Origin of the sequence: Coleofasciculus sp. FACHB-712 (assembly GCF_014695635.1) — a bacterium.
In the GTDB taxonomy this organism is placed as follows: Bacteria; Cyanobacteriota; Cyanobacteriia; order Cyanobacteriales; family FACHB-T130; genus FACHB-T130.
Window position 1 is genome coordinate 1 of the sequence record NZ_JACJOQ010000646.1, and the last position, 21,290, is coordinate 21,290.

Sequence of the window (21,290 nt, forward strand, 5' to 3'; positions counted from 1 at the left end):
ATCATACTTGGGTGGCACGGGCGATGAAAGCCGGGGAGCTGACTTCCGAACAAGCTAAAATGCACCCGTGGCGTCACGTATTGTCTCAGTGTCTGGGTCGTAAAGATTTGCGTTTGATTGAGATCCAACCGCTGGATGTGCAAGCAGGCGACAGGCTGCTGCTGTGTAGCGATGGACTCACAGAAGAACTTTCGGATCAGTTGATTGCAACTCACCTCAAGTCTACTTCCTTGGAAAAGGCAGCCGACGCCCTTGTCGAGTCTGCTAAGGATAAAGGGGGCAGAGACAATATTACAGTGGTGCTGGTAGCGATTGACGGGGCGGGTGAGAAGGAATAGCGGTCATGGGGTAATGAAAGTCAGCTTCACATCTACGGTAGTGTGAGCAAGATGACACTGTAAGCGAGACGCTCGCTTACACTACAAACGGTTGTTAGACTCAAGCCGAGGTCTACTAGGTCATTATTTTGCTTTCAACTTGTCAATCAAATCCTTCAAATCGGCAATTCGGGCGTTGAGTTTATCCAAGTTCCCTTGGTACTTTGTATATTTCGCGTCATAGTCATCGGCGGTGACATCAAGGCCAATAAGCGCCGCGTCGAACTTACTGATTAAGGTCTCGGAGGTATTCTGCTCTGCTATGAGTGATTGCACTTGGTTGAATTTGGCGAGTTCACCCGCCTGCTCAATCGAGAATCTCGTGTCAAACACATAGCCTGTCTGAAGGATCGTGTTGTTATTCAGAAAATCCGACCTGTGATATTGGTTCTCTATTACGCACACGAATAGTGTCAGACCCGGCGCAAGCTCCTTGGTGGCGAAGTCCTGCTGAACACTGGTCTGCGTGCCCGAGGTGAACGTGGCCATGATACCTTGAATCGCATTGAAGGCCGCGCTTGTAATCAATAGTGTCATATCCGACATCTTCTGAACGTTGGCAGCCAGATCCGAGCTCTGAGCCGGTGCTGTGCTACCCGCCGGTGCAGGGGCACCGAAAATGGCACCGCGCAGCGCTTCGATCATCTTCGATACGTTGTCGAGCGACCACTCGGACTCGGTGGTCAAGTGCTCGTACTTGCCTTGGATCAGCGGAGCGGCATCTTTCCAATTTCCTTTTTTATAGTAGGTGTCGATTGTAGTCTGGATTTCCCCTTGAGCCTTCGTGGTCATAGTATCTAGGGCTGTGGTTTGGTCGTTGATGTATTTCTGGAAGTCCGCATTTAATTTCGCTTGTTGATCAATTGTGTTTGATTTACCCATGCTTTTCTCCTTACAAATAAACATTGCCCCCACAGCATAAAATGGTTGTCCCAAAAAACCGAAAGCCCATGCAACAAAAATTCATGAAATTACTCTGTGTTGGACAAAACGTTAAGGGAATCAGATTCACAACTGAGCGATCGCATTTTAGACTTTAGACTTTAAACAGTCCTAGTAGCAATCCTTTAGAGTCCCTTGAGACGTCTTCTTTTTCTCACGGAACGATTTCCCCCAGATATTGGCGGGTTAGCGAGTAGCGCCGGACGCATCGCCGCCGCTCTCTGCCAGTTGGGCATTGAAGTAGACGTTGTGGCGTGGAGTCGTTACTTGCAACCGGGAGAAGTCCGGAGTTCAGATGTTGCCAGAGGGGGAGCAACCGGGCACGCTGAAAGTCAAGATTTCCAAATCGTCAAACATCTCAAAGTCCATCGGGTGGGGCTATATCGCCACTGGGATATGACGATGCCCCATACGCTCAACGTCCTCGACTGGCTGCATCAGTGCCGTGGGTACGATGCTGTTTGGGGGCACTATGTCTTCCCCAGTGGGTTCTTAGCTACTTGGTTTGCGGCGACAAATGGGCTTCCCAGCACGGTAAGCGCCCGTGGGAATGATATCGATCGAGCCATGTTTCCACCGGGGGATTTTGCGCGACTGCAATGGACGTTGTTAAATGCCCGTTTGATTACGGCGGTGAGTGCTGATATGGCGCGAAAGATTCAGCTACTCGCCCAGCGGGATGATGTGATGGTTTTAAAAAATGGCGTCAACGAACGGGTATTTTCGCCCCCCATTATCGGCGCAACTCATGAATCATCCCTTCTGAGAGCATCTTTGGGCATTGCTCCTGATGAAGCGGTACTGGGATTTTCTGGAGAATTACGAGAAAAGAAGGGGCAGCAGTTTCTTCTGAATGCCTTAACCACAGTCCGCGCCCAACGTCCTGCCTGTTTGTTAATTATCGGGGAAGTGCGGGCGTCCCAAGAAGCAGCACTACAACTCTATGTGACTCAGCATCCAGAAAACGCCAAGCGGGTTATTGTCACTGGACATTTAGCGAGTCCTGCGGCGGTAGCGGGGCATCTGCGGCTGTGTGATGTGTATCTGCAACCGTCGGTATGGGAGGGAATGCCGAATGCGCTGCTAGAAGCGATCGCCTGTGGTTGTTGCTGTATTGCCAGCGATGCCGGTGGAATTCCAGAGGTGATTGAGCATGGGAAAAGTGGATTTTTGCTTCCTCGTTCCCAGTTACATCGACTGGGTGAGGCGGTGCTGGAGTGTTTAGATTTAGAGCCAAGTGCTAGGCGTCAGATTGGGAGGGCAGGGCGCGATCGCATTCTCGCTGAATTTTCTCTAAAACATGAAAATCAGCGGCTTCAAACTGTTATCGATCGTTTAATTCCAAGTTCCTCATAAGCTGCTACCAAAGCATCACCGGCGTGTTTCCAAGTGTAATCATTCTCAATCTGCTGACGGGCATTCCTTGCTAAGTTTATTGCCAATTCCGGTTCTGTTTTTAACCTCAGCAAGGCATCTTTAATTTCCTTTGCAGAACCTGGTTTGACGAGCAGGAAATGTACCCCATCCACACCCAATTCTCTCACCACAGGTAAATCGCTAGCAATTACCGGCGTACCTGTCGCCATTCCTTCCAAAATTTTTAAAGGACAACAACCCTGAACCAGATTTCGGTCATTGGGCGTCAACGGAGCCAAAATTACATCAGATGCATGAATTTTTTGGACGAGTTCCGCTTGCGATACAGGGTCTAAAATCGTGAGAGACTCTGCTACTCCTAGTTTTAAAGCTAGCCGTTTTAAGGCTAAAATCTGAAAGCCGCGACCTTGTCCAATGACTGTTAATTGAGTAGGAAAATCCCGGTCAGCAAGTGCCAGTGCTTCAACAGCAAGATTAATCCCTTGCCAAGGGGAAAATGTCCCAAAATATAACACCTGAAATCGAGGCTGAGTCTTTATTGAATCATTTTCAATCTGTAGGGGTGGCGTTTCCTTGTCCTGATAGGGAAGATTTGGATACTCGGCATCCCTAAATTTTGAAGGACGATAAGTAAATATATCTAAATCAACTCCATTGGGAATGACGCGGATTTTTGAGCCGGGAACCCCTCTTGTTTGGAGATAGTCTCTGGTTACGGAACTAGGCGTTAAAATTAAATCTGATGCTTCTAAACAAATTTTTTCTTGTGCCTTTAATTTGTGTAATAATTCCCGATCTTCTGCTACTGCTGGATAGCGATATTTTAGTTCAATTGATGGCAATCCATTAACTTCAAAAATTAAATACTTACATAATTTTTCTTTGTTTAGAGCAATGGGAAATCCTTCATAAATAGAACGGATATGCACTGTCTCAAACCACTGATTCTGCCACCAATTGCCCAGCATCGCGCGAAAATAAAGCACTCGATTAATTAATGTATCTCCTAGCGCAGGTAACATGGATTGGATAACATGGGGTGATTCCCTCTGATTTACTGCGTAGGCTGTCGGGGAAACTGTCACTAGCTGAATGTCGCCAAAAGCATCTGCCAAAGCTTGAGTAAAAGCAGAAATATGAATTGCGGCTCCCTTGGGCGCTGGTACGGTATCAAAAGAAACGTAAACTATTCTAGAATCGTTCATCAACTAAACTATGACTCAATTTTGCCCTAAGATTCTAACTTTTTGTAACGATAATTACCACTTCCGAGAACGTATCTGTTATCAAAGCGTTTGAGTGTGATTTTAGGTAAGCGATCGCTACCTTCCGTAATCCCCGATTCATTGATATTGAATTTTTATTACAAATGTCAATAAATTTAGAAACCTTTCGCAAATCTCTGACTTATTCGGTGACGGCTGCTGTTTCTGATATTGTCAAAGACTTAAGGGAAATGGCAACCCTAGATAGAGCCTCGGAGGCAAAGCAAACAGAGTTTGGAAGTTTAGCAACTAAATGTGTTATTGGTGCGATTACTTCAATTGTTATAGCGTTCATTTTAATGATAGTTGTAGGAGAGATGGGAGATGGGCTTCAATTATTTGGAAATATTGTAACTATTTTATTATTGTTTGTTGGATTAGGATGTACGATCGTAGCGATTTATGCAGGAATAAGGAGGAGTAAATATAGCCGATTAAATTTACCAAATCATCGCTATGCATTAACGGAAAAAATTTTGGAAATGCTGGAGCGAGATATGGATAAGGAAGCTAAGGTCAGTGTTCATTTAGATCTCAGTCCAGCCTATCAAAAATCTAAGCAGATTAAAACAGTTGCCCATCCCTCGAAATCAGGATTTAAAATAGATATTTTCCAAGATGATTGGCTAAAAATGGAAGGACAATTTTTAGATAAAACTCGTTTTGTATTAACAACTTCTGAGTTAAATCAGACCGCTTATGGATGGAAAACTTCTAGAAGCGGCAAATCAAAATACAAAACGAAATCGAAAGCCAAGGGATTAGATATCAGTTTGGATTTAACTTATCCGCAACGACGGTACGGGGCAATCAAAGTTCTGAACAATGAAGCTGTGAATGCAGTAAAAATTCCAAAACTGACTAAGGTAAAACGGATGAGAGTGACGGATAAGGGAATAAACTTAGTCGTGAAAATGCCACCTTCGATGCCTTGGAACGAAGAAACATTATATCAAACTATCACGATGATGTTTCTCAGTCTGTATCAAGTTCTAAATTTAGCTCGGATGTTATCTAAGGCAAAGTAAGTAAAAGTAAAAACATATTTAGTTTGTTTGCAAAAATCCGGAACATTAATTATGCAAACTGTTACTAAATAAAGAAAGGATTTTGGTGGAAACTTGAACAAGGAATAACATGAACAGAACATTTTTCTCCGGCTTAGCTTTGGCAGCGGTAATACTGCTAGGTTCTTGTAGTAATTCTGTTAAGCAGGCACCAGAAGTATCTACAACATCTAACCCGCAAACATCTCCAATTGCTCAAAATAATTCGTCAGCGGTGACGACTAATACAGAGAAGATAAAATTTAAACAAGAGGGGGGTGCGGAAGATTTTGCCTTGAAACCAGAGGCGGATGGGGCTAAATACCTTGATGGGAAAGACAAAGAGTTAGCTCGATTTAATGTTGATGGTGGGGGGAAAGTAAAAATCAAGAATCCTGCCGATAAAGTTTTAGGCTACGTTGTAACCAAAGAGGGTTACTGGAAGATTGAGAATGCAGATCAAACAAAAGAATTGTATGTTTTGCGAAGACAGAATGATGGAGATTACAAGTTAGAAGATGCGACAGATAAAGAAATTTACAGAATTAAAGCGCGAGATTACGGTTTTGAGGTTGAGTCACCGGATAAACAGTCGCTTTACAAGGTGAAAGTAAAGAATGGTAAAACTTCTCTGATCAATGCAGCCGACAAACCAGTTTTTTCTACAAAATCTCAGGTAAGCGCAATTGCGATCGCTAGCTTCGGGTTCGACGTTTTAAGCAAAGAACAAAAAGCCGCTTTAGCTTACGCAGTTAATCGTTCGGGAGGGAAATAATCCTTGCAAATTCAACTGAGTTGGATAGATCCAGCCACCGGCGAAAGACGAGAACCCATGTTAGAAACGCCTGTCGCCTTGGGCCGAGAATTTGCCTCAATGCCCCAAGAAATTGATGGCAATCGGGTTGCTAGAATTGTGTTAGCCAACGAGCAAGTGGCTGAATATCATGCTCTAATTGATGTAGCGAATGGCGAGTTAATCGTAGTCGATCAAAATAGCAGTACTGGCACCTTAATTAACAGCGTCCGGTTGCCCAGTAGTACGCTAATCGATGGCGATCGCTTGCAAATTGGCCCCTACGAAATTCAACTCAATCCCAGCAGCAGCCAGACTACCAGTTCATCGGGAATCGGTGCAAGTGGAGAATGCGATCGCATGGTGGGATTTCTCTTCAAACGTCGCTGCGGACGCACTACAAACATTGGCTGTCCTTATTGTAGTTACCCAGATAATAACCCCTATTACTACGATTATTCCTATTACTCTGGATATGGTAACTACAATCGCGGTTATTGGGGCAGCAACTACTATGACAACCGCGATCGCTATGATTATGACCCGGAAACTGGCAATGTCGATTTCACCGAAGCAGACAATATGAGTCTAGAAGGGGAAATGGATGCCGATTTTGAGATGGATATGGGGGCAAGTTAAATTTTTAACGCAGAGGGACGCCAAAGATAACGCAGAGGCACACCAAGAAAAAACGATTCCTTAACGTACCTTTGCGTTTACCTTTGTGTTCTTTGCGTTGAAAACTCCAAAAATGTCAATTTGGTTAATTTATGCTTTGGGAGGCGGTTGGGGACATCTTACCCGTAGCTTATCTCTCGGACGAATGGCTACCCGTTACCATTACGTCAAAATTCTTACGAATACCCCTTATGCAACTTACTTGGGCGGTGAGGGTTGCGATGTGCAAATCATTGCACCTGACGCTGGTTTTGGGGCGACTTGCGAACAAGTGCGGGATGTTTTATTAAACACCCGGTACGACTGTTTAATTGTCGATACTTTTCCTCGCGGGTTGGGTGGTGAGTTGGCAGATATTTTGCCCCAGTTAAAGCACATTCCCCGAATTTTAGTTCACCGCGATATCACCCCAGCTTATATTCACCGTTTTGAGTTGCGTTCTTTTGTTAAAGAAAACTTTGATGCGGTTATTGTGCCGGGAGATGGAGAAGATTCGCCGCTAGCAGATTTACCAATTGTCTATTACACCAGTCCCTGGTTAATTCGCAATGCTGAGGAACTGCCAGATAGAAAAAAGGCGCGATCGCTACTTGGTCTTGATGCTTTGTGTCATAAACCTGGCGATTGTAAGTCGCAGCTACACAAACAAACCCCACCAGCGGAGGTTAGAAAAAAGATTATCCTTGTCTGTGCCGCTGGACAAGCTTCCGAATTATCTTTCTTTGGTAAGTTATCAACTCACCTAGATGCAGCGTTTCCAGAGGCAACGGTGCGTGTCTTAGCACCCGTCTGTCCAGAGGGATGTCCGCCGCAGTTCTGGGTGTCTCATTCGCCAGGAATTGAATGCCTCCCAGCTGCTGATGTCGTTGTTGGCGGCGCTGGTTATAACACGGTTCATGAATGTGCTGCGGTAGGCGTCCCGTTAGTTGCTTTTGCTTTTAAGCGACTATATGACCGTCAAAAGGTTAGGGCTTTGCGATGCGCCTACTGTGTTGAAGAGATTGAGGACGCGATCGCGACTGTGGCAATGCTGCAAAATCAGGTATCCAATCGCCCTGCGGATTATCCTAATGGTGCTGTAGAGGCAGTACGGCTAATTGAGAAACAATTTACCTGAACGCACAGATTTCCATTATAAAAATATACTATCAAAAAATCATTTGTACAAGCTGCTTTAGGTAATTTAAAGCCTAAAAAAGCCTTAGCAAAAGATTGTTAAATTCAATTCTTAAGCAACCAGTTCTGCTTGTTAGACAACTAAGTATAAAGCTATTAAGTATCGCTGTATACATTTATTTGATAATTCTTAAGTTAGATGAAGTTTCTGGCAGTTGTAGCAAACTGGGTACTAAATAACCATAAACCATTAACAACCATGAAAACTAACGAAGCAACCAATCGTGGGGCTACCACTGAGCAAGGTGAAAGTAAACAGGAGCTTAATCAAAAAACCTCTAAGCAATTTCTTATCAGCACGACAATCGGAGTATTAACAATTCTCGTGGTTGCTGCAAGTTATTATTTCGGACTCATGGGATCTTAATGCTACTGAGGAAGGTGGATTAAATCACGTACACTCATCCCCATTCTGTAGGGGATGGCAGCGCCATCTCCCTATGCAAAATGGGAGGTTAATTAAATCCCCGTTCCTTATTCAATGGAAGCGCTTGTTGCTTCTCGTTCCAAGCTCAGCTTGGGAACGAGCAATTTAGCCGCAGCTTTCCAACTCGCTAAATCGGCAAAAGAGCGATCGCGATAAACTCCATATCGCTCCTGCTTATTGCGAATCCGAGTCGGCAGTTCCGGCAAAATTCCGAAATTAGGCGGCATTGGTTGAAAATGCTTTGATGACGCCGAACTAATAAATTCAAACAACGCCCCCATCATCGTCGTTCCTGGTAGCGTTAGCGGATCTTTGCCTAAAGCCAGCCGCGCCGCATTCGTCCCTGCCAGCCAGCCACCCGCCGCCGCTGCCGTATAGCCCTCAGTCCCCACCAACTGTCCCGCCGCAAGCAACGTGGCGCGTTTGTGGAATTGCAAAGAAGGTTTTAACAGTTGGGGCGCATTAATAAACGTGTTGCGGTGCATCACGCCCAGCCGCACAAACTCAGCATTTTCCAACCCTGGAATCAGCTGAAACACTCTCTTTTGTTCGCCCCAGCGCAAATTCGTCTGAAATCCTACCAGATTCCACAACTGCCCCACCTTATCTTCTTGACGCAACTGCACCACCGCATAAGGACGTTGCGACTGATTTTCTGGAGCGCGGAAATCGCCTTTACGGGCATCAAACAGTCCCACCGGCTTCAACGGGCCATAACGCATCGTATCTTCCCCCCGCTGCGCCAGTTCTTCAATCGGCAGACAAGCTTCAAAAAACTTAGCCGTTTCCCGCTCAAAGTCTTTCAGTTCCGTTTGTTCAGCCTTACAAAGTTCCTGCCTAAAGTGGAGATATTGCTCCCGATTCATCGGGCAATTGAGATAAGCCGCGTCTCCCTTGTCGTAACGAGAAGCCAAGAAAGCCACATCCCGGTTAATCGATTCTCCCACCACAATCGGGCTGGCGGCATCGAAAAAGCTCATGTATTCCATGCCCGTGAACTGCTGCAAATCTTCAGCCAGATCGGGACTGGTTAGCGGGCCACTGGTGAGGACGACAATGCCTTCTGTGGGGATTTGGCGCAATTCACCGCGTCGTAACTCAATCAGGGGATGATTCGCGAGGATTTCTGTCAATTCGCGGCTAAATACGCCCCTATCCACCGCCAAGGCACCCCCAGCGGGAACCGCGTGTTCGTCGGCTTTACTAATAATCATTGAGCCAAGACGACGTAATTCTTCATGCAAAAGACCGGCTGCGCGATCGCTCGACATTGCCCCAAAGGAATTACTGCACACCAATTCTGCCAGGTGTTCGGAGTGATGGGCGGGGCTAAACCGTAACGGTCGCATTTCGTGCAGCACCACTGGCACACCCGCATTCGCAATTTGCCACGCCGCTTCCGTCCCCGCTAAACCACCACCTATCACCTGAATCGGCTGTTTTTCCATTGTTCTTATTCCTTTGCTAATGGCTAATGAGAGTGATGAGTTACAAGAAAATTCTTGAATTCACAACTCATAACTCAGACACGATTCATCGCGTCTCCCTTAAAAATTTTTACCAATTACCAATTACCGTTTACTCAATTATTTGAATCAAACCTTCAACAACTGCGCGAGATTTCCTGGCACTGGCAATAGAATGCTCACTAAAAGCGCCAAAACTAACAATCCCCAGAGATCGCGCTTGTTGTCAAGTTCGCTCACATCATTCAGCGCCGGTTCATCAGAAACTGGCATCAAGAATAAGAATATTGCCCAAATAAACAAATCTGGCTGAACTAAAGACAATCCCAGCATCAACAGTCTGCTAATTTGACCAATCATCGCCCCATTTCGTTGTCCAAACATGGCATGGACAATGTGACCGCCATCCAGATGTCCTACCGGCATCAACTTAAACGCTGTCCAGATAAAACCGATATAAGCCGCCACTCCCACTGGGTGAAGCTTGATTGCCATGTTTGCTGTCAGTTCAGATCCCAGAGCCCATTTACTTAGCAAAGTTAATAACAGGGAAAACCGGGGATTCAAAGAAGTGAAGTTTAAGATACTCGACTGCTCCGACACAGCAACCACATCCGAGTGGGCTAATCCCCAAAACAATAGCGGTAACGTCACCAAAAAACCAGCGACGGAACTAGCAATGCCCAAATCGAATAACGCTTTGCGACTGGGTACGGGCGATCGCCGCCCAATGAACGCTCCAAATGTGCCCAAGAAAAAAGGAACGGGGATAAAGTAAGGCAGCGTGGTGCGAATTTTGTAATATTGGGCACTCAGGTAATGACCGAGTTCGTGGATGCCTAAGATAGCCACCAATGCCAAAGCATAGGGCAGTCCTTTTAACAGCAAAGCTGGGTTAGATTGCAGTGCGGCGTTAGAAACTTCTGAAATTTCCACCCCAACTAAAGTAGTGGTAAACAAAGTTACAAGCAGCAGCCCTAAGGCTAAAGCCGGTCGTTTTAAAGGTTCGGTTTGCTGCTGTGCCTGCGAGTGAGCTTGGGGATTGGGAACCAGTGCGAAGAACGGACTCCCATTCAAACCTTCTTGAAAGACAACAAAGAAGCGATCGCCAAATAATTTCTCAATATTCTCCCGAATTGTCTGGTACGCCACCTCCGGATTCGTTCGCAACTTGCCGCGACAAATTACCGCTTGGGGTCGGTAATCGATGTTCTGGAGGTAATAGATAGACCAGGGAAAGCAATTGCGAAGATTCGTTTCTTCCGTTTTATCAATCGGACGGACAGTACTTCCTGCGTCGCTAGCAGAAACAGGCTGTACCTCAGATGGATTCTGAGCTTGTTCCGCCACCATTTCTTGCGGTTTTGGCGGCGGGGTAAAATCTCGACGCCCCCACTGAATCAGCAGCCAGTACAATATCGGGCAAATGATAAACGGGGCAATCTCCAAAGCTGGCGGCATTCGCTTATCTTCACCGTAGACCAAAATCCAGGCACTCCAAATGAATGCCGGTGTCATCATCACCATCCACAAAAGCCAGATTGGGGTTCGGGTGATGCTGGCAACACTGCGCTTCACGATGAAGTAAGTAAACAGTCCTAGTAACAGTAGGAGCAACCAGAGTTCCATGATCTAAATCTGAATTGGTCTACAGGAGAATTAACTGGCTAGCAATTAGCCATTCCAGATTGGCAATTAACGTGCCAGCCAATTGCTTAAAAGAGCAAAGTGCAAGCAGATTCTCCAGAATACAGCGCCACCATCCCGACTTATAACCCCTCGAAGGAACAGCCGCATCCAGCACGTAAAACTTTAACGGGCTATCCTTGACACCATCCTTAACACCATTTGTGCATCTCCACCCAATCGGGACACATCGGATGGAACACCCCATTCCATTGTAGAAAACCCAGGGGATATCCCGACCGATTGTTTTGAAGGTTTGCCGAAAACAAAGTCGAGAGTCGCTAGATGTCGCTAGATTTTATTGATTCTTTGCGACCGATTCTCTCTCACCCCTTCACTTTGGATTTTGGGCTAGAAGATAAACCACGAATACCGTTCCCGCATCTACCTCTGAATGGAAGCTAATCGTGCCGCCATGCATCTCCACCAACTGGCGAGTTAAAGCCAATCCCAACCCAGTCCCTTCGTGCTGCCGATGCAGAGAGCTATCAATTTGTTGAAACGCCTCAAACAAAAGATGCTGTTTCTCCATCGGAATCCCAATTCCCGTGTCTGCCACCTCAATCATCGCCTGGTTACTTTCACACTGCATCCGCAGCCATACCTCACCCCCTGGTGGTGTGAACTTTACCGCATTCGAGAGTAGATTCAGCAAGATTTGCCGCACGCGCCGTTCATCCCCCCAAAATTCATCGGCGGGAGGCAACTCAGCGAAATCCCCTGTTAGCTTCACCTGTTGGACTTGAGCCTTTTCTTGCAGCAGTTCCAAACTTTCAATCCCTACCTGACGCAGAGAAAACTGACTGAGGGTTAAAGACGCCTTACCGGATTCAATCTTAGATAAATCGAGAATATCGTTAATCAGCTGCAACAGGTGCTGTCCGCTATTGTGAATAATCTTGAGATATTCTTTCTGTTTTCCGCTCAGTTCGCCAAAATACGGTTGCATTAAAGCGGAGGACATCCCAATCACAGATGTGAGCGGTGTCCGCAATTCATGACTCATGGTTGCTAGAAACTCAGTTTTCGCCTGAGAAGCTGCATTCGCAGCAGTCAAGGCATCTTGCAACTGCTCGGTTCTCAGAGATAGCGCCTGCTTCGTCTCCACTAGCTCCGTAATTTCACGGAAAGTCCCCAAGCAAGCATAAACCTCACCATTAGAGTGCTTCAACGGCACTCTGGAAGTGTCGAAGTGGTGAATCCCATCTGGGAAAACTAGGGTTTCCTGTTCGTGTAGCGTTTCTCCCGATTCAAAAACCCGCAAATTTTGTTTGGCAAACGACTTAGCAATCAGAGGCGGGAAGCATTCTAGAATCGACCGATCCTGAACGGCATATCGGTTGTCAAACCCCATCCTTTGAGCAAAAGCATGATTGCAAAAGCGCAGACGGAGATTCTCGCGCTCGACCACAAAAATGTAGTCTGGGTGAGCATCAAAGAAACTTTCCAGCTCAGCGGTGCGTTCTCGTACCAAGGCTTCTAGGGTTTGGTTTTGCGCCTGAATTTGTTGGTAAAGGGTTGCTTGGTAGATAGCGATCGCTAGTTGGTCGGCAACGGTCGTGATAAATCTTAACTCCGACTCGTGCCAGTAACGGGGAAATTGATCCTGAGCGAAGGTTAAGCAGCCCCAAATCTTTTGCTGTCGGTGAATTGGCACCATTAACCAAGCGCCCGGATATTTTGCCGCCAAAGAGCGATTCATCGGGTCATCCACTAAGCGCGTATCGCTCACCTGGACAACCTGTAGATTTCGCAGCGTTCTGGAACAACAGTTTTTTTGATCGGGAACGATCAAGTTCATGGCTGTGAGGATATCAGCATGAGCGCGATATTCAGTCAGCGGCTTCCAACACTGCTGTTCCTCTAAATACTGAAAAATCAAACATCGATCTGCCACCAAAAGATGACCCAGTTCCAGCGTCACCGTTTCAAAGATATGGGACAGTTCTAAAGAAGCCCGGATTTGGGCAACCAGCCGATTTAATAGCGCCGCATGAGTAATTCGTTCCTCCGCTTGCTGGTAAAGCGTCGCCAGGTTGTGTCCTCGCTCTACCAATTGCAGCGCCAGATGCAGTAATTGCCGCTCTCCCGGTTGCCACTCCCGCTTCTCATCCCATTGCTCAAGCAGTAGCAAACCAACCAGTCCAGACGCACCGTGTAGAGATGCCATCTCTCGCGGCTCGATTTTCTGCGGGTGTGTATGCAACCAGGTCAAAAAGATAGATTCGGCAGCCGTTGAGCCAATGTTTCGCTCAGTTGCCCAAGGATTGCCCTGATGATGTTTGAGAAGGCACTGTTCGATGTTTGCCCATTCAGGATCGTGAGTTTGCCGAGCCGAAAGGGGGATAGATGAATCGTGGGCGATCGCACTCCACAAGGTACGCTCATCTTTGGCGCTATAGAACGCAATTAAACACCGACTAACCCCAAAAGTCTCTTGAATCAACACCGCCGAACGCTGCAAAATTACCTGCGCTCCCTGGCTTGACCAGCTAATTCGTAGCAGTTCTTGGAGTAACTTTTCTGGCTGTTGCCAACTCGGCACTACAGCCTGGGGAATGGGGGGTTGGACAAGGTGCGCCTGGATTCCCGGCTCCCTCAACAAGGCGGTTTTAATCTGAATGTCGGTTGTAGGATTGCCGATTAAACTCGCCCCAGCACTGCTACAAGCATTTGTATCTGCTTTTTCTGGAGTCTGAGTGCTAATTTGACTGGTTAAGATAGCACTCACCAGCGTTGATGTGAATTCGCTCTGCAAAGCTGGGAGATTGGGTTGAGGGAACCAATCGGCAATGGCTCGCTCGAAAAGAGGGGAGATTTCTGGGGTTAAGTGCAACCCGCGAGAAATTTCGGCGCAAATACTGCCCACAATCGCCGGATCGAAGCCAAAACACAGCTCGTAAGGATTGGCGTTTAGTTCAGAATTCTCAGTGGTTTTGTAGCTGTGCAACATCACATTGAAGCGATCGCCCAGTCCCAAAATTACCAACGAGGGCACCTTGCTTTGAGTCTCTGGAGTTGAGCTAAGGGTTCGAGTTAACTTCCGCAGCTTCAACGAACAAGGCAACCATCTGTGTTGATTCTCACATTTATTCTCGCAATGGGTTGCTGATGGCTTCCCCATTGCCAGATTCAAAAAACAGTTGGGCGGGGTCAGTAGCTCCGGCAAGCCCAAAGCACCTGCTTCTGGGGATGCATACCCGCACCGCGCTCCTTTTGATTGTCTCTCCGGGCACAGGTCGCTCGGAGTAAAGTCAGACTTACCCCCGGCGATGAGTACCACTCTGGAATCTGGTTGTGAAGCTAAAAACTTCAGCAATGAGTGGGCAACAGATAAAACTGTTGACCGACTGATAGAGTATCTAAGATCGTTTGCCAGGAAAACCATGAGCGCGATCGCTATATTTAGGGGTAAAAACTCTCACCAGTGGTAGGCGTGCCTTAAAAATTAAGCAATCGCATGGGCCCGTGCGATCGCAGTTAAAACTCACTCAGCCTCAGATTTTTCTAGAATCTATTTCCACTCAAGCCGAGCATTGCTTGATTCCCAATTTACACTGCTCTTTCATTGTGGAATCAAACTTACTGCACTCGCTTCGGTAAATGCACTATTAAGTTTTATCTAGATTTTCTTTTTTTGCGATTTTGGTATTACTCACAACAGAAATAAAAAAACTGAAGGCTGTTATTATCAGCCGTTAGGCGATATCCGTTAATGTTTATAGTCGTTGTGTTCGGTGCCAAGCACGGACTAAGCACTAAGCAAGAATTCTCTCAATCCATCTGCCCCTGAAGCACCTGTGCCTCTTCAGTTCCTCAGTCCTAACTCCTAACTCCTCAGCCCTCAGCCCTAACTCCTGAGCCCTCAGCCCTCAGTCCTCAGTCCTAACTCCTCAGTCCTCAGTCCTAACTCCTCAGTCCTCAGTCCTCAGCCCTGACTCCTGAATCAAGCCGCATCCGCAAGGACCGCATTAGCGGTTAACACCTCCAACGCCGTTTTGTATTGCTGGTCTGCTTCCGTACCCACCTGGTCAAGCGTAATTGGCTCCAGAGGCACTTCCCGATCTGGCGTAATGCCTAGCTTGTTAATATCGTGATGGTTTGGCGTTTCGTACTTGGCAACCGTCACCGCCAATCCTGACCCATCTGAGAGGTCAAACAAAGATTGAATTAAGCCTTTGCCAAAAGTTCGAGCGCCTACCAATTGGGCACGACCATTGTCTTGAAGTGCCCCAGCCAGAATCTCGCTAGCACTGGCGCTTCCCTGATTCACTAAAACAACGAGAGGAGCGTGGGTAAGAGCTGGTGCAGACGCCTCAAAACTGCCCAGAATGCCTTGTCGGTTGACCGTATAGACAATCGTGCCTTCATCCAACCACATCCGCGCAATCTCAATGCCTGCCTGCAAAAGCCCTCCTGGATTATTTCTCAAATCGAGCAGATAAGCTTGTGCCCCTTGTTTCTCCAACTTGGTGACGGCATTCGCCAGCTCAGTTGGGGCATTGGCACTAAACTGACTCAGGCGAATGTAACCCACCGGGAGGCGAGAACTGCTGGAATCTAAGACTGCATAAACGGGGTTGAGGGCAATTCGCGATCGCACTAGCGTAATTTCTTCAGGCGTTTTTGTCTCCCGTTGCATCAGGAGCCTCACCTCTGTGCCCGCAGCGCCTCGCATCCTTGCGGCGGCTTCATCGAGGGTCAGTTGGGCACTCTGGATGCCATCAATTTCCAGGATGCGATCGCGCGATCGGATTCCCGCCTTCGCAGCAGGCGAACCGTCAATTGGTGCCACCACTTGCAACTCGCCCGTTTCGGCATCAAGGGCAATTTGCAGTCCCACCCCTTGAAGCTCTCCGGAAGTATTCACCTGTAAACTTCGGTACTGGTCGGGTTTTAAAAACCGCGTGAACGGATCTTCCAGAGTTTTGAGCATATTTTGAATTGCCGTGTAAGTTGCGTCGCGATTAGACAGAGGCTGCTTGATCGCCTTCTGACGAGCCATCCACCAGTTTTGTTGATTGAAACTGTCATCCACGTAAGCATAGTTGACAATTCGCCATGCTTCCGATAGAAGCTGCTGTTCCTCCGTTAAAGCGATCGCTGGCGAAGTCCACCAACTTAACGTAAAGATAGTTTGTATGATTAGTACGAATACAACCCTTAACACTCGTTTGTGCATGACACAGAATCCCCCTTTCGGGCTATGTTACATTTTTTGTAGAGGCTACGCCTAGACTTCTCTCTATCGCGGTGTCTACCGATCCCCATTGCAGCTTCATGCCCCCGAAAAGAGCGGAAAACTGTCTCATGGGGTTGGCTCGTGTCAAAAACAGCAATAAATTTTTAGGAACTCTGGGTTCATGTTTTCTAAGCAGGTAACTGATTCAAAAGCCTACAACTGGTTTGAGGAGCGTCTGGAGATTCAGGCGCTTGCCGATGACGTCAGCAGCAAGTATGTGCCTCCCCACGTAAATATCTTCTACTGCCTGGGTGGAATTACACTGACTTGCTTTTTGATCCAGTTTGCCACTGGATTCGCCATGACGTTTTACTACAAGCCGACCGTCACCGAGGCTTTTTCCTCCATCCAGTACCTGATGACGGACGTCAACTTCGGTTGGCTGATTCGCTCCATCCACCGCTGGTCTGCCAGCATGATGGTGCTGATGATGATTTTGCACACCTTTCGGGTTTACCTCACCGGCGGTTTCAAAAAGCCCCGCGAGTTGACCTGGGTGACGGGTGTGACTCTGGCTGTGATCACCGTTTCTTTCGGCGTCACCGGCTATTCACTTCCTTGGGATCAGGTTGGTTACTGGGCCGTTAAGATTGTCTCTGGCGTCCCTGCTGCGATTCCCTTGGTCGGCGATCAAATCGTCGAGCTGATGCGCGGGAGTTCCAGCGTTGGACAAGCCACTCTGACACGCTTCTACAGCCTGCATACCTTTGTGCTGCCCTGGCTGATTGCCGTCTTCATGTTGCTACACTTCTTGATGATTCGCAAGCAAGGCATCTCTGGCCCATTGTAAAAAGTACTGAGTGCTGTAGAGACGGGATATCTTCCGTCCCTACAGCAGGGCAGGAGATATCCAGCCCCTGTCCAACGCCCAATGGGGAGAGGAGAGAAAGTGGGAAAGTCATTTTTCTTCCCTGCATCATCTATCCCCTATTACCCCCTGACCACTTTGCCTCTTGCTTAGATCAAAGCTTTCAAAACGCATAGGAGAACACATACAACAATGGGAACCCAAAAAAAGCCGGATCTAACCGATCCGCAGTTACGTGAAAAACTTGCCAAAGGCATGGGTCATAACTACTATGGCGAACCCGCTTGGCCCAACGACCTACTCTACATTTTCCCTGTAGTAATTATGGGGACGATTGCACTGTGTACGGGTCTGGCTGTGCTTGACCCAGCGATGATTGGCGAACCGGCAAACCCCTTTGCTACCCCTCTGGAAATTCTCCCAGAATGGTACTTCTGGCCTGTTTTCCAAATTCTGCGGATTCTACCCAATAAACTGCTGGGTATCGCCTGCATGGCAGGGATTCCTTTGGGCTTGATTCTCGTTCCCTTCATTGAGAACGTTAACAAATTCCAAAATCCCTTCCGTCGCCCAGTGGCCACGGCGGTTTTCCTGTTTGGAACCTTCTTTACCCTCTGGTTGGGTATCGGTGCCACCTTCCCCATTGACAAATCTCTGACATTGGGTCTGTTTTAAGACAATCATTTGTTACCTTTGACGCCTGTGGGTTTCAAAAGCAGTGCTTTTGTGCTGCTTTTGAAGCATCTACGGGCGTTAAGTATTATCTGGTCGCTTCCGAAAAAGCAAAGTATAAAAGAACATAGGATGTAGCTGCCTGAACCAAACTCCAGCCCCAACGCAACATTAAGTGGTTAAACTCGACTCATGGCAAAGACAGCGCTAATTACAGGAATCACTGGGCAAGACGGCTACTATCTCAGCCGTTTACTTTTGGAACGGGGTTATCGGGTGGCTGGGTTGGTACCGCTGCACCGCCAATCCAGTCTGGCTAAACTGGGTTCCCTCGCCAGCCAGATTGAGGTTTGTGCGGTTGACATGAGGGATAGCGCGACTCTGTTGGAAGTAGTGGAACAACTACAGCCTCAAGAAATTTATAATTTAGCCGCTCCCAGTTTCGTCCCAGATTCGTGGCAAGACCCGCTGGGAACGCTGGACTTGGTAACGGGTACGGCGACCAGGCTGTTAGATGCAGTGCGTCTGGCTGGATTGAACACGCGGTTTTATCAAGCCAGCAGTTCCGAGATGTTTGGGCAGGTGGATCGGTCGCCTCAAGATGAGAATACGCCTTTTCGTCCGATGAACCCTTACGCAGCGGCAAAGTTGCACGCCCATTGGACGATGGTACATCACCGACAGCGCTACGGTTGGTTTGCCTGTAGCGGTATTTTATACAACCACGAGTCATCGAGACGACCTCCAAATTTTGTCACGCGGAAGGTGTCTTTAGCGGCAGCATCGATTAAATTGGGATTAAGCGATCGCCTGGAAATGGGCAACCTGGACGCCAAACGTGACTGGGGTTATGCTGGCGATCATGTGGAAGCAATGTGGCGGATGTTGCAGGCAGATGAACCGGAAGACTACGTGATTGGGACGGGTCAGTTACACAGCGTTCGGGAATTGGTGGCGACTGCTTTTGAGTGTGTGGGGCTAGATTGGACTCGTTATGTCGTTGTCGATCCCAAGTTTCTGCGATCGGATGAACATTTCTATCTGGTAGCAAATCCAGAGAAAGCCAAGCGCCAACTCAACTGGGAACCGCAAGTTAGCTTCGAGGGTCTTTTGGAAAAAATGGTGTTGAAGGACTTGGAACGTTTACAAAGTGCTGAGGTGCCGTCCATCGCCCAGATGGAACAAAACTCCTAAAATTCATGGGTATTGAAGTGGGAGAAAAGATAGATTATTTAGAGCCGACTGTTAAACCAGTCGCAAACCATATATTTATTTTTCTGGAAGTTTTTGGATGCGAAGGGGGCATCCAATCCTACGTTAAGGATATTTTGGAGTCTTATACCTCATTGGGAAATCAAGCCAAAGGCGAGGTATTTTTGCTACGGGATGGCGTTGGCTGCCCAAATCCCTTTGAGGGAAAAAACCTCAAATTTCATTATCTCAAAAACCAAAATCCCCAAAAGGGACGCTTAAGGCTAGCAACTTCACTGCTAGCTTGTCTGTTACAACGCCGTCCCCACCATGTTTTTTGTGGTCATATTAATCTGTCACCCTTGGTAAGGCTGCTGTGTCAGCCGCTGGGGATTCCCTATACGGTGCTGACTTACGGAAAAGAATTTTGGGAACCCTTAGCCAATCAAGAACGAAGGGCACTCAAGCAGGCGGAGGGAATTTGGACAATTAGTCGCTATAGCCGCGATCGCGCCTGCGCGGTGAATGACCTAGACCCCAAGAAAGTGCAAATGCTACCCTGTGCGGTGGATGGGAATTACTTTACTCCAGGCCCGAAGCCACCCGCATTGATCGAACGGTATAATCTTGGCGGTGCCAAAGTTTTGATGACTGTAGCGCGGCTGTGGTCGGGCGATATCTACAAAGGCGTAGACGTTACCATTCGAGCCATCCCTGCGATCGCCCAAGTATTTCCAGAAGTCAAATATTTGGTGATCGGTCGTGGCGACGATCAACCCCGACTGGCACAGCTTGCCAAAGATTTAGGAGTTGCCGACCGGGTTGTCTTTGCCGGGTTCGTTCCCACCGAAGACCTGGTAGACCATTACCGCGTCGCTGATGCTTACATCATGCCTTCCCAAGAAGGCTTCGGCATTGTCTATTTAGAGGCGATGGCTTGTGGCATCCCCGTCCTATCCGGTAACGATGATGGCTCCGCCGATCCCCTTCAGGATGGACGTTTAGGCTGGCGCGTCCCCCATCGCAATCCAGAAGCCGTGGCAAATGCCTGTATTGAAATCCTCAAAGGGGACGACCAGCGCTGCGACCCTCAGTGGTTGCGAGAACAAAGCCTCGCTTTGTTTGGCAAAGATGCCCTTGCCCAGCAGTTAAAACAGCTGCTTGTTTGAATTGAATGCGATTAGGCACGTTTGAAAATCAATACTGAACGGCCTCTGTTCTCAGAGAGAATCGATTCTGATTTAGGATGGAAGTAGTCCATACTACCTTGCTTTTGTTGGAGACTGCCGTGAACCAGAACAGCCCCAATCCCTTTCAATTCAAGCTTTCTGGCGTCGGCTCTTGGCTTACCCTGGTGCTAATCATTTGGTTGCTAGGGTCGATTGGGCTTGGCTGGTTGGTGAAATCTTTTCTGATTCTGATAGGTTTAATCCTCGTCGCACCAGTCCTTGCTTTCCTAGGCTTTCGCTGGTGGTTGCAACGCAACCTCATTGCCGACCAATGTCCCGTCTGTAGCTATGAATTTACAGCTTTGAATCGAACCGAGTGCCAGTGCCCCAATTGCGGCGAGTCGCTCAAAATCGAACAGGGACACTTTAACCGTTTGACGCCTCCCGGAACGATTGACGTTGAAGCCGTTGAGGTATCCGCCCGCTCTCTGGAAGACTAGAAAAAAATCAAGTGATTCGTCACTCGTTTTTGATTAATTACGACTGACGAATGACCGATTATTTATTCTGTCCAGTAATCGACAGAGTATAAGGATGGGTGCCACCCGCGCGATCGCCGACATAAACGTTATAATCCCCCCGAAGCCAAACTCCTGAAATCTCCGGCTTATCTCCAGAAACACTATCTGCCAACACGCAGAATCGTCCTCCTGGGCCATCAACCAGAAGCGTAGGCTCGCCACTGCTTTGGATACTCAGGCGCAAGTAATCGATCCGATCTGCCGTTACCCGAACAACTTGATTCGGGGTTTGGGAGATATAACCGCAATTACTACTTGTTTGACCGCCAGAAGCTCCGTTAAGGACGACCGGATCGTTCGACAACTTCGACGACAGTTCTAACACTGGGGCATCACTACGAGCCGCCCCAGCGCCTGTTAAGATTAACGCCAAGGTTGTGGGAATAACTATCCA

The 21,290-nt window shown here is 47.7% G+C and carries 20 protein-coding genes; 12 read left to right on the forward strand and 8 right to left on the reverse strand.

Annotated elements, in window-relative coordinates:
* Positions 1-338 (forward strand): PP2C family serine/threonine-protein phosphatase (locus tag H6F50_RS24270; RefSeq protein ID WP_190430654.1); only part of this gene is annotated, 338 nt, incomplete at its 5' end.
* 123 nt (positions 339-461) lie between these two features.
* On the opposite strand, the gene H6F50_RS24275 is transcribed toward H6F50_RS24270, so the two are convergent.
* Complete coding sequence (locus H6F50_RS24275) at positions 462-1,259, reverse strand: hypothetical protein (RefSeq protein WP_190430655.1); 798 nt, start codon at positions 1,257-1,259, stop codon at positions 462-464.
* A gap of 195 nt (positions 1,260-1,454) precedes the next feature.
* Between H6F50_RS24275 and H6F50_RS24280 the strand changes: the two genes are divergently transcribed.
* Positions 1,455-2,675: a glycosyltransferase gene (locus H6F50_RS24280; protein WP_190430656.1), complete on the forward strand. Its 1,221-nt coding sequence runs from the start codon at positions 1,455-1,457 to the stop codon at positions 2,673-2,675.
* On the opposite strand, the gene H6F50_RS24285 is transcribed toward H6F50_RS24280, so the two are convergent.
* Complete coding sequence (locus H6F50_RS24285; RefSeq protein WP_190430657.1) at positions 2,636-3,901, reverse strand: glycosyltransferase family 4 protein; 1,266 nt, start codon at positions 3,899-3,901, stop codon at positions 2,636-2,638. The two genes, H6F50_RS24280 and H6F50_RS24285, sit on opposite strands and share 40 nt — an antisense overlap.
* A 209-nt stretch (positions 3,902-4,110) precedes the next feature.
* On the opposite strand from H6F50_RS24285, the gene H6F50_RS24290 reads away from it, so the two are divergent.
* The 5 genes from H6F50_RS24290 to H6F50_RS24310 all read left to right on the forward strand — a co-directional run bounded on the left by H6F50_RS24290 (position 4,111) and on the right by H6F50_RS24310 (position 8,021).
* Positions 4,111-4,989, forward strand: a complete 879-nt coding sequence (locus H6F50_RS24290) for a hypothetical protein (RefSeq protein WP_190430658.1) — start codon at positions 4,111-4,113, stop codon at positions 4,987-4,989.
* Between the two features lie 109 nt (positions 4,990-5,098).
* Positions 5,099-5,782, forward strand: a complete 684-nt coding sequence (locus H6F50_RS24295; RefSeq protein WP_190430659.1) for a hypothetical protein — start codon at positions 5,099-5,101, stop codon at positions 5,780-5,782.
* Positions 5,783-5,785: 3 nt separating this feature from the next.
* Positions 5,786-6,439, forward strand: coding sequence for an FHA domain-containing protein (locus tag H6F50_RS24300; protein ID WP_190430660.1), 654 nt, complete (start codon positions 5,786-5,788; stop codon positions 6,437-6,439).
* 112 nt (positions 6,440-6,551) lie between these two features.
* Positions 6,552-7,595, forward strand: coding sequence for a UDP-N-acetylglucosamine--LPS N-acetylglucosamine transferase (locus H6F50_RS24305; RefSeq protein ID WP_190430661.1), 1,044 nt, complete (start codon positions 6,552-6,554; stop codon positions 7,593-7,595).
* A 258-nt stretch (positions 7,596-7,853) separates the two neighbouring features.
* On the forward strand, positions 7,854-8,021 hold the full coding sequence (locus H6F50_RS24310; protein WP_190414399.1) for a hypothetical protein: 168 nt from the start codon (positions 7,854-7,856) through the stop codon (positions 8,019-8,021).
* Between the two features lie 107 nt (positions 8,022-8,128).
* Here H6F50_RS24310 and trmFO read toward each other — a convergent pair whose 3' ends face one another.
* From trmFO to ctpA, 5 genes are all read right to left on the reverse strand, one after another.
* Positions 8,129-9,529, reverse strand: a complete 1,401-nt coding sequence (gene trmFO, locus H6F50_RS24315; RefSeq protein ID WP_190430662.1) for an FADH(2)-oxidizing methylenetetrahydrofolate--tRNA-(uracil(54)-C(5))-methyltransferase TrmFO — start codon at positions 9,527-9,529, stop codon at positions 8,129-8,131.
* A gap of 147 nt (positions 9,530-9,676) precedes the next feature.
* Entirely contained in the window at positions 9,677-11,176 is a 1,500-nt protein-coding gene (locus tag H6F50_RS24320) for a site-2 protease family protein (RefSeq protein WP_190430663.1), read from the reverse strand.
* Between the two features lie 19 nt (positions 11,177-11,195).
* Positions 11,196-11,441 carry a hypothetical protein gene (locus tag H6F50_RS24325; RefSeq protein WP_190430664.1) on the reverse strand — a complete coding sequence of 82 codons (246 nt, stop codon included), beginning with the start codon at positions 11,439-11,441 and terminating at the stop codon, positions 11,196-11,198.
* A gap of 126 nt (positions 11,442-11,567) precedes the next feature.
* On the reverse strand, positions 11,568-14,621 hold the full coding sequence (locus H6F50_RS24330) for an ATP-binding protein (protein WP_190430665.1): 3,054 nt from the start codon (positions 14,619-14,621) through the stop codon (positions 11,568-11,570).
* A 558-nt stretch (positions 14,622-15,179) separates the two neighbouring features.
* Positions 15,180-16,415: a carboxyl-terminal processing protease CtpA gene (gene ctpA, locus H6F50_RS24335; protein WP_190430666.1), complete on the reverse strand. Its 1,236-nt coding sequence runs from the start codon at positions 16,413-16,415 to the stop codon at positions 15,180-15,182.
* 181 nt (positions 16,416-16,596) lie between these two features.
* Here ctpA and petB point away from each other — a divergent pair, with 181 nt between their 5' ends.
* The 5 genes from petB (at position 16,597) to H6F50_RS24360 (ending at position 20,815) form a co-directional block, all read left to right on the forward strand.
* On the forward strand, positions 16,597-17,265 hold the full coding sequence (petB, locus tag H6F50_RS24340) for a cytochrome b6 (RefSeq protein ID WP_190430667.1): 669 nt from the start codon (positions 16,597-16,599) through the stop codon (positions 17,263-17,265).
* 210 nt (positions 17,266-17,475) lie between these two features.
* The gene (gene petD / locus H6F50_RS24345) at positions 17,476-17,958 is read left to right on the forward strand and encodes a cytochrome b6-f complex subunit IV (protein WP_190414392.1); all 483 of its coding nucleotides are present in this window, start codon (positions 17,476-17,478) and stop codon (positions 17,956-17,958) included.
* Between the two features lie 189 nt (positions 17,959-18,147).
* On the forward strand, positions 18,148-19,149 hold the full coding sequence (locus H6F50_RS24350) for a GDP-mannose 4,6-dehydratase (RefSeq protein WP_190414391.1): 1,002 nt from the start codon (positions 18,148-18,150) through the stop codon (positions 19,147-19,149).
* 5 nt (positions 19,150-19,154) lie between these two features.
* Positions 19,155-20,315: a glycosyltransferase family 4 protein gene (locus H6F50_RS24355; protein WP_190430668.1), complete on the forward strand. Its 1,161-nt coding sequence runs from the start codon at positions 19,155-19,157 to the stop codon at positions 20,313-20,315.
* A gap of 119 nt (positions 20,316-20,434) precedes the next feature.
* Positions 20,435-20,815 carry a hypothetical protein gene (locus H6F50_RS24360; RefSeq protein WP_190430669.1) on the forward strand — a complete coding sequence of 127 codons (381 nt, stop codon included), beginning with the start codon at positions 20,435-20,437 and terminating at the stop codon, positions 20,813-20,815.
* 58 nt (positions 20,816-20,873) lie between these two features.
* On the opposite strand, the gene H6F50_RS24365 is transcribed toward H6F50_RS24360, so the two are convergent.
* On the reverse strand, positions 20,874-21,290 hold a 417-nt coding region (locus H6F50_RS24365), incomplete at its 5' end, for a hypothetical protein (protein WP_206754848.1).

Excerpts from the sequence above, each read along its gene's own strand:
- H6F50_RS24275 (WP_190430655.1), bottom strand. The coding sequence starts at position 1,259 with ATGGGTAAATCAAACACAATTGATCAACAAGCGAAATTAAATGCGGAC.
- H6F50_RS24285 (WP_190430657.1), bottom strand. The coding sequence starts at position 3,901 with ATGAACGATTCTAGAATAGTTTACGTTTCTTTTGATACCGTACCAGCG.
- H6F50_RS24295 (WP_190430659.1), top strand. The coding sequence starts at position 5,099 with ATGAACAGAACATTTTTCTCCGGCTTAGCTTTGGCAGCGGTAATACTG.
- H6F50_RS24305 (WP_190430661.1), top strand. The coding sequence starts at position 6,552 with ATGTCAATTTGGTTAATTTATGCTTTGGGAGGCGGTTGGGGACATCTT.
- H6F50_RS24310 (WP_190414399.1), top strand. The coding sequence starts at position 7,854 with ATGAAAACTAACGAAGCAACCAATCGTGGGGCTACCACTGAGCAAGGT.
- trmFO (WP_190430662.1), bottom strand. The coding sequence starts at position 9,529 with ATGGAAAAACAGCCGATTCAGGTGATAGGTGGTGGTTTAGCGGGGACG.
- H6F50_RS24320 (WP_190430663.1), bottom strand. The coding sequence starts at position 11,176 with ATGGAACTCTGGTTGCTCCTACTGTTACTAGGACTGTTTACTTACTTC.
- H6F50_RS24325 (WP_190430664.1), bottom strand. The coding sequence starts at position 11,441 with ATGGGGTGTTCCATCCGATGTGTCCCGATTGGGTGGAGATGCACAAAT.
- H6F50_RS24330 (WP_190430665.1), bottom strand. The coding sequence starts at position 14,621 with ATGGTTTTCCTGGCAAACGATCTTAGATACTCTATCAGTCGGTCAACA.
- ctpA (WP_190430666.1), bottom strand. The coding sequence starts at position 16,415 with ATGCACAAACGAGTGTTAAGGGTTGTATTCGTACTAATCATACAAACT.
- petB (WP_190430667.1), top strand. The coding sequence starts at position 16,597 with ATGTTTTCTAAGCAGGTAACTGATTCAAAAGCCTACAACTGGTTTGAG.
- petD (WP_190414392.1), top strand. The coding sequence starts at position 17,476 with ATGGGAACCCAAAAAAAGCCGGATCTAACCGATCCGCAGTTACGTGAA.
- H6F50_RS24350 (WP_190414391.1), top strand. The coding sequence starts at position 18,148 with ATGGCAAAGACAGCGCTAATTACAGGAATCACTGGGCAAGACGGCTAC.
- H6F50_RS24355 (WP_190430668.1), top strand. The coding sequence starts at position 19,155 with ATGGGTATTGAAGTGGGAGAAAAGATAGATTATTTAGAGCCGACTGTT.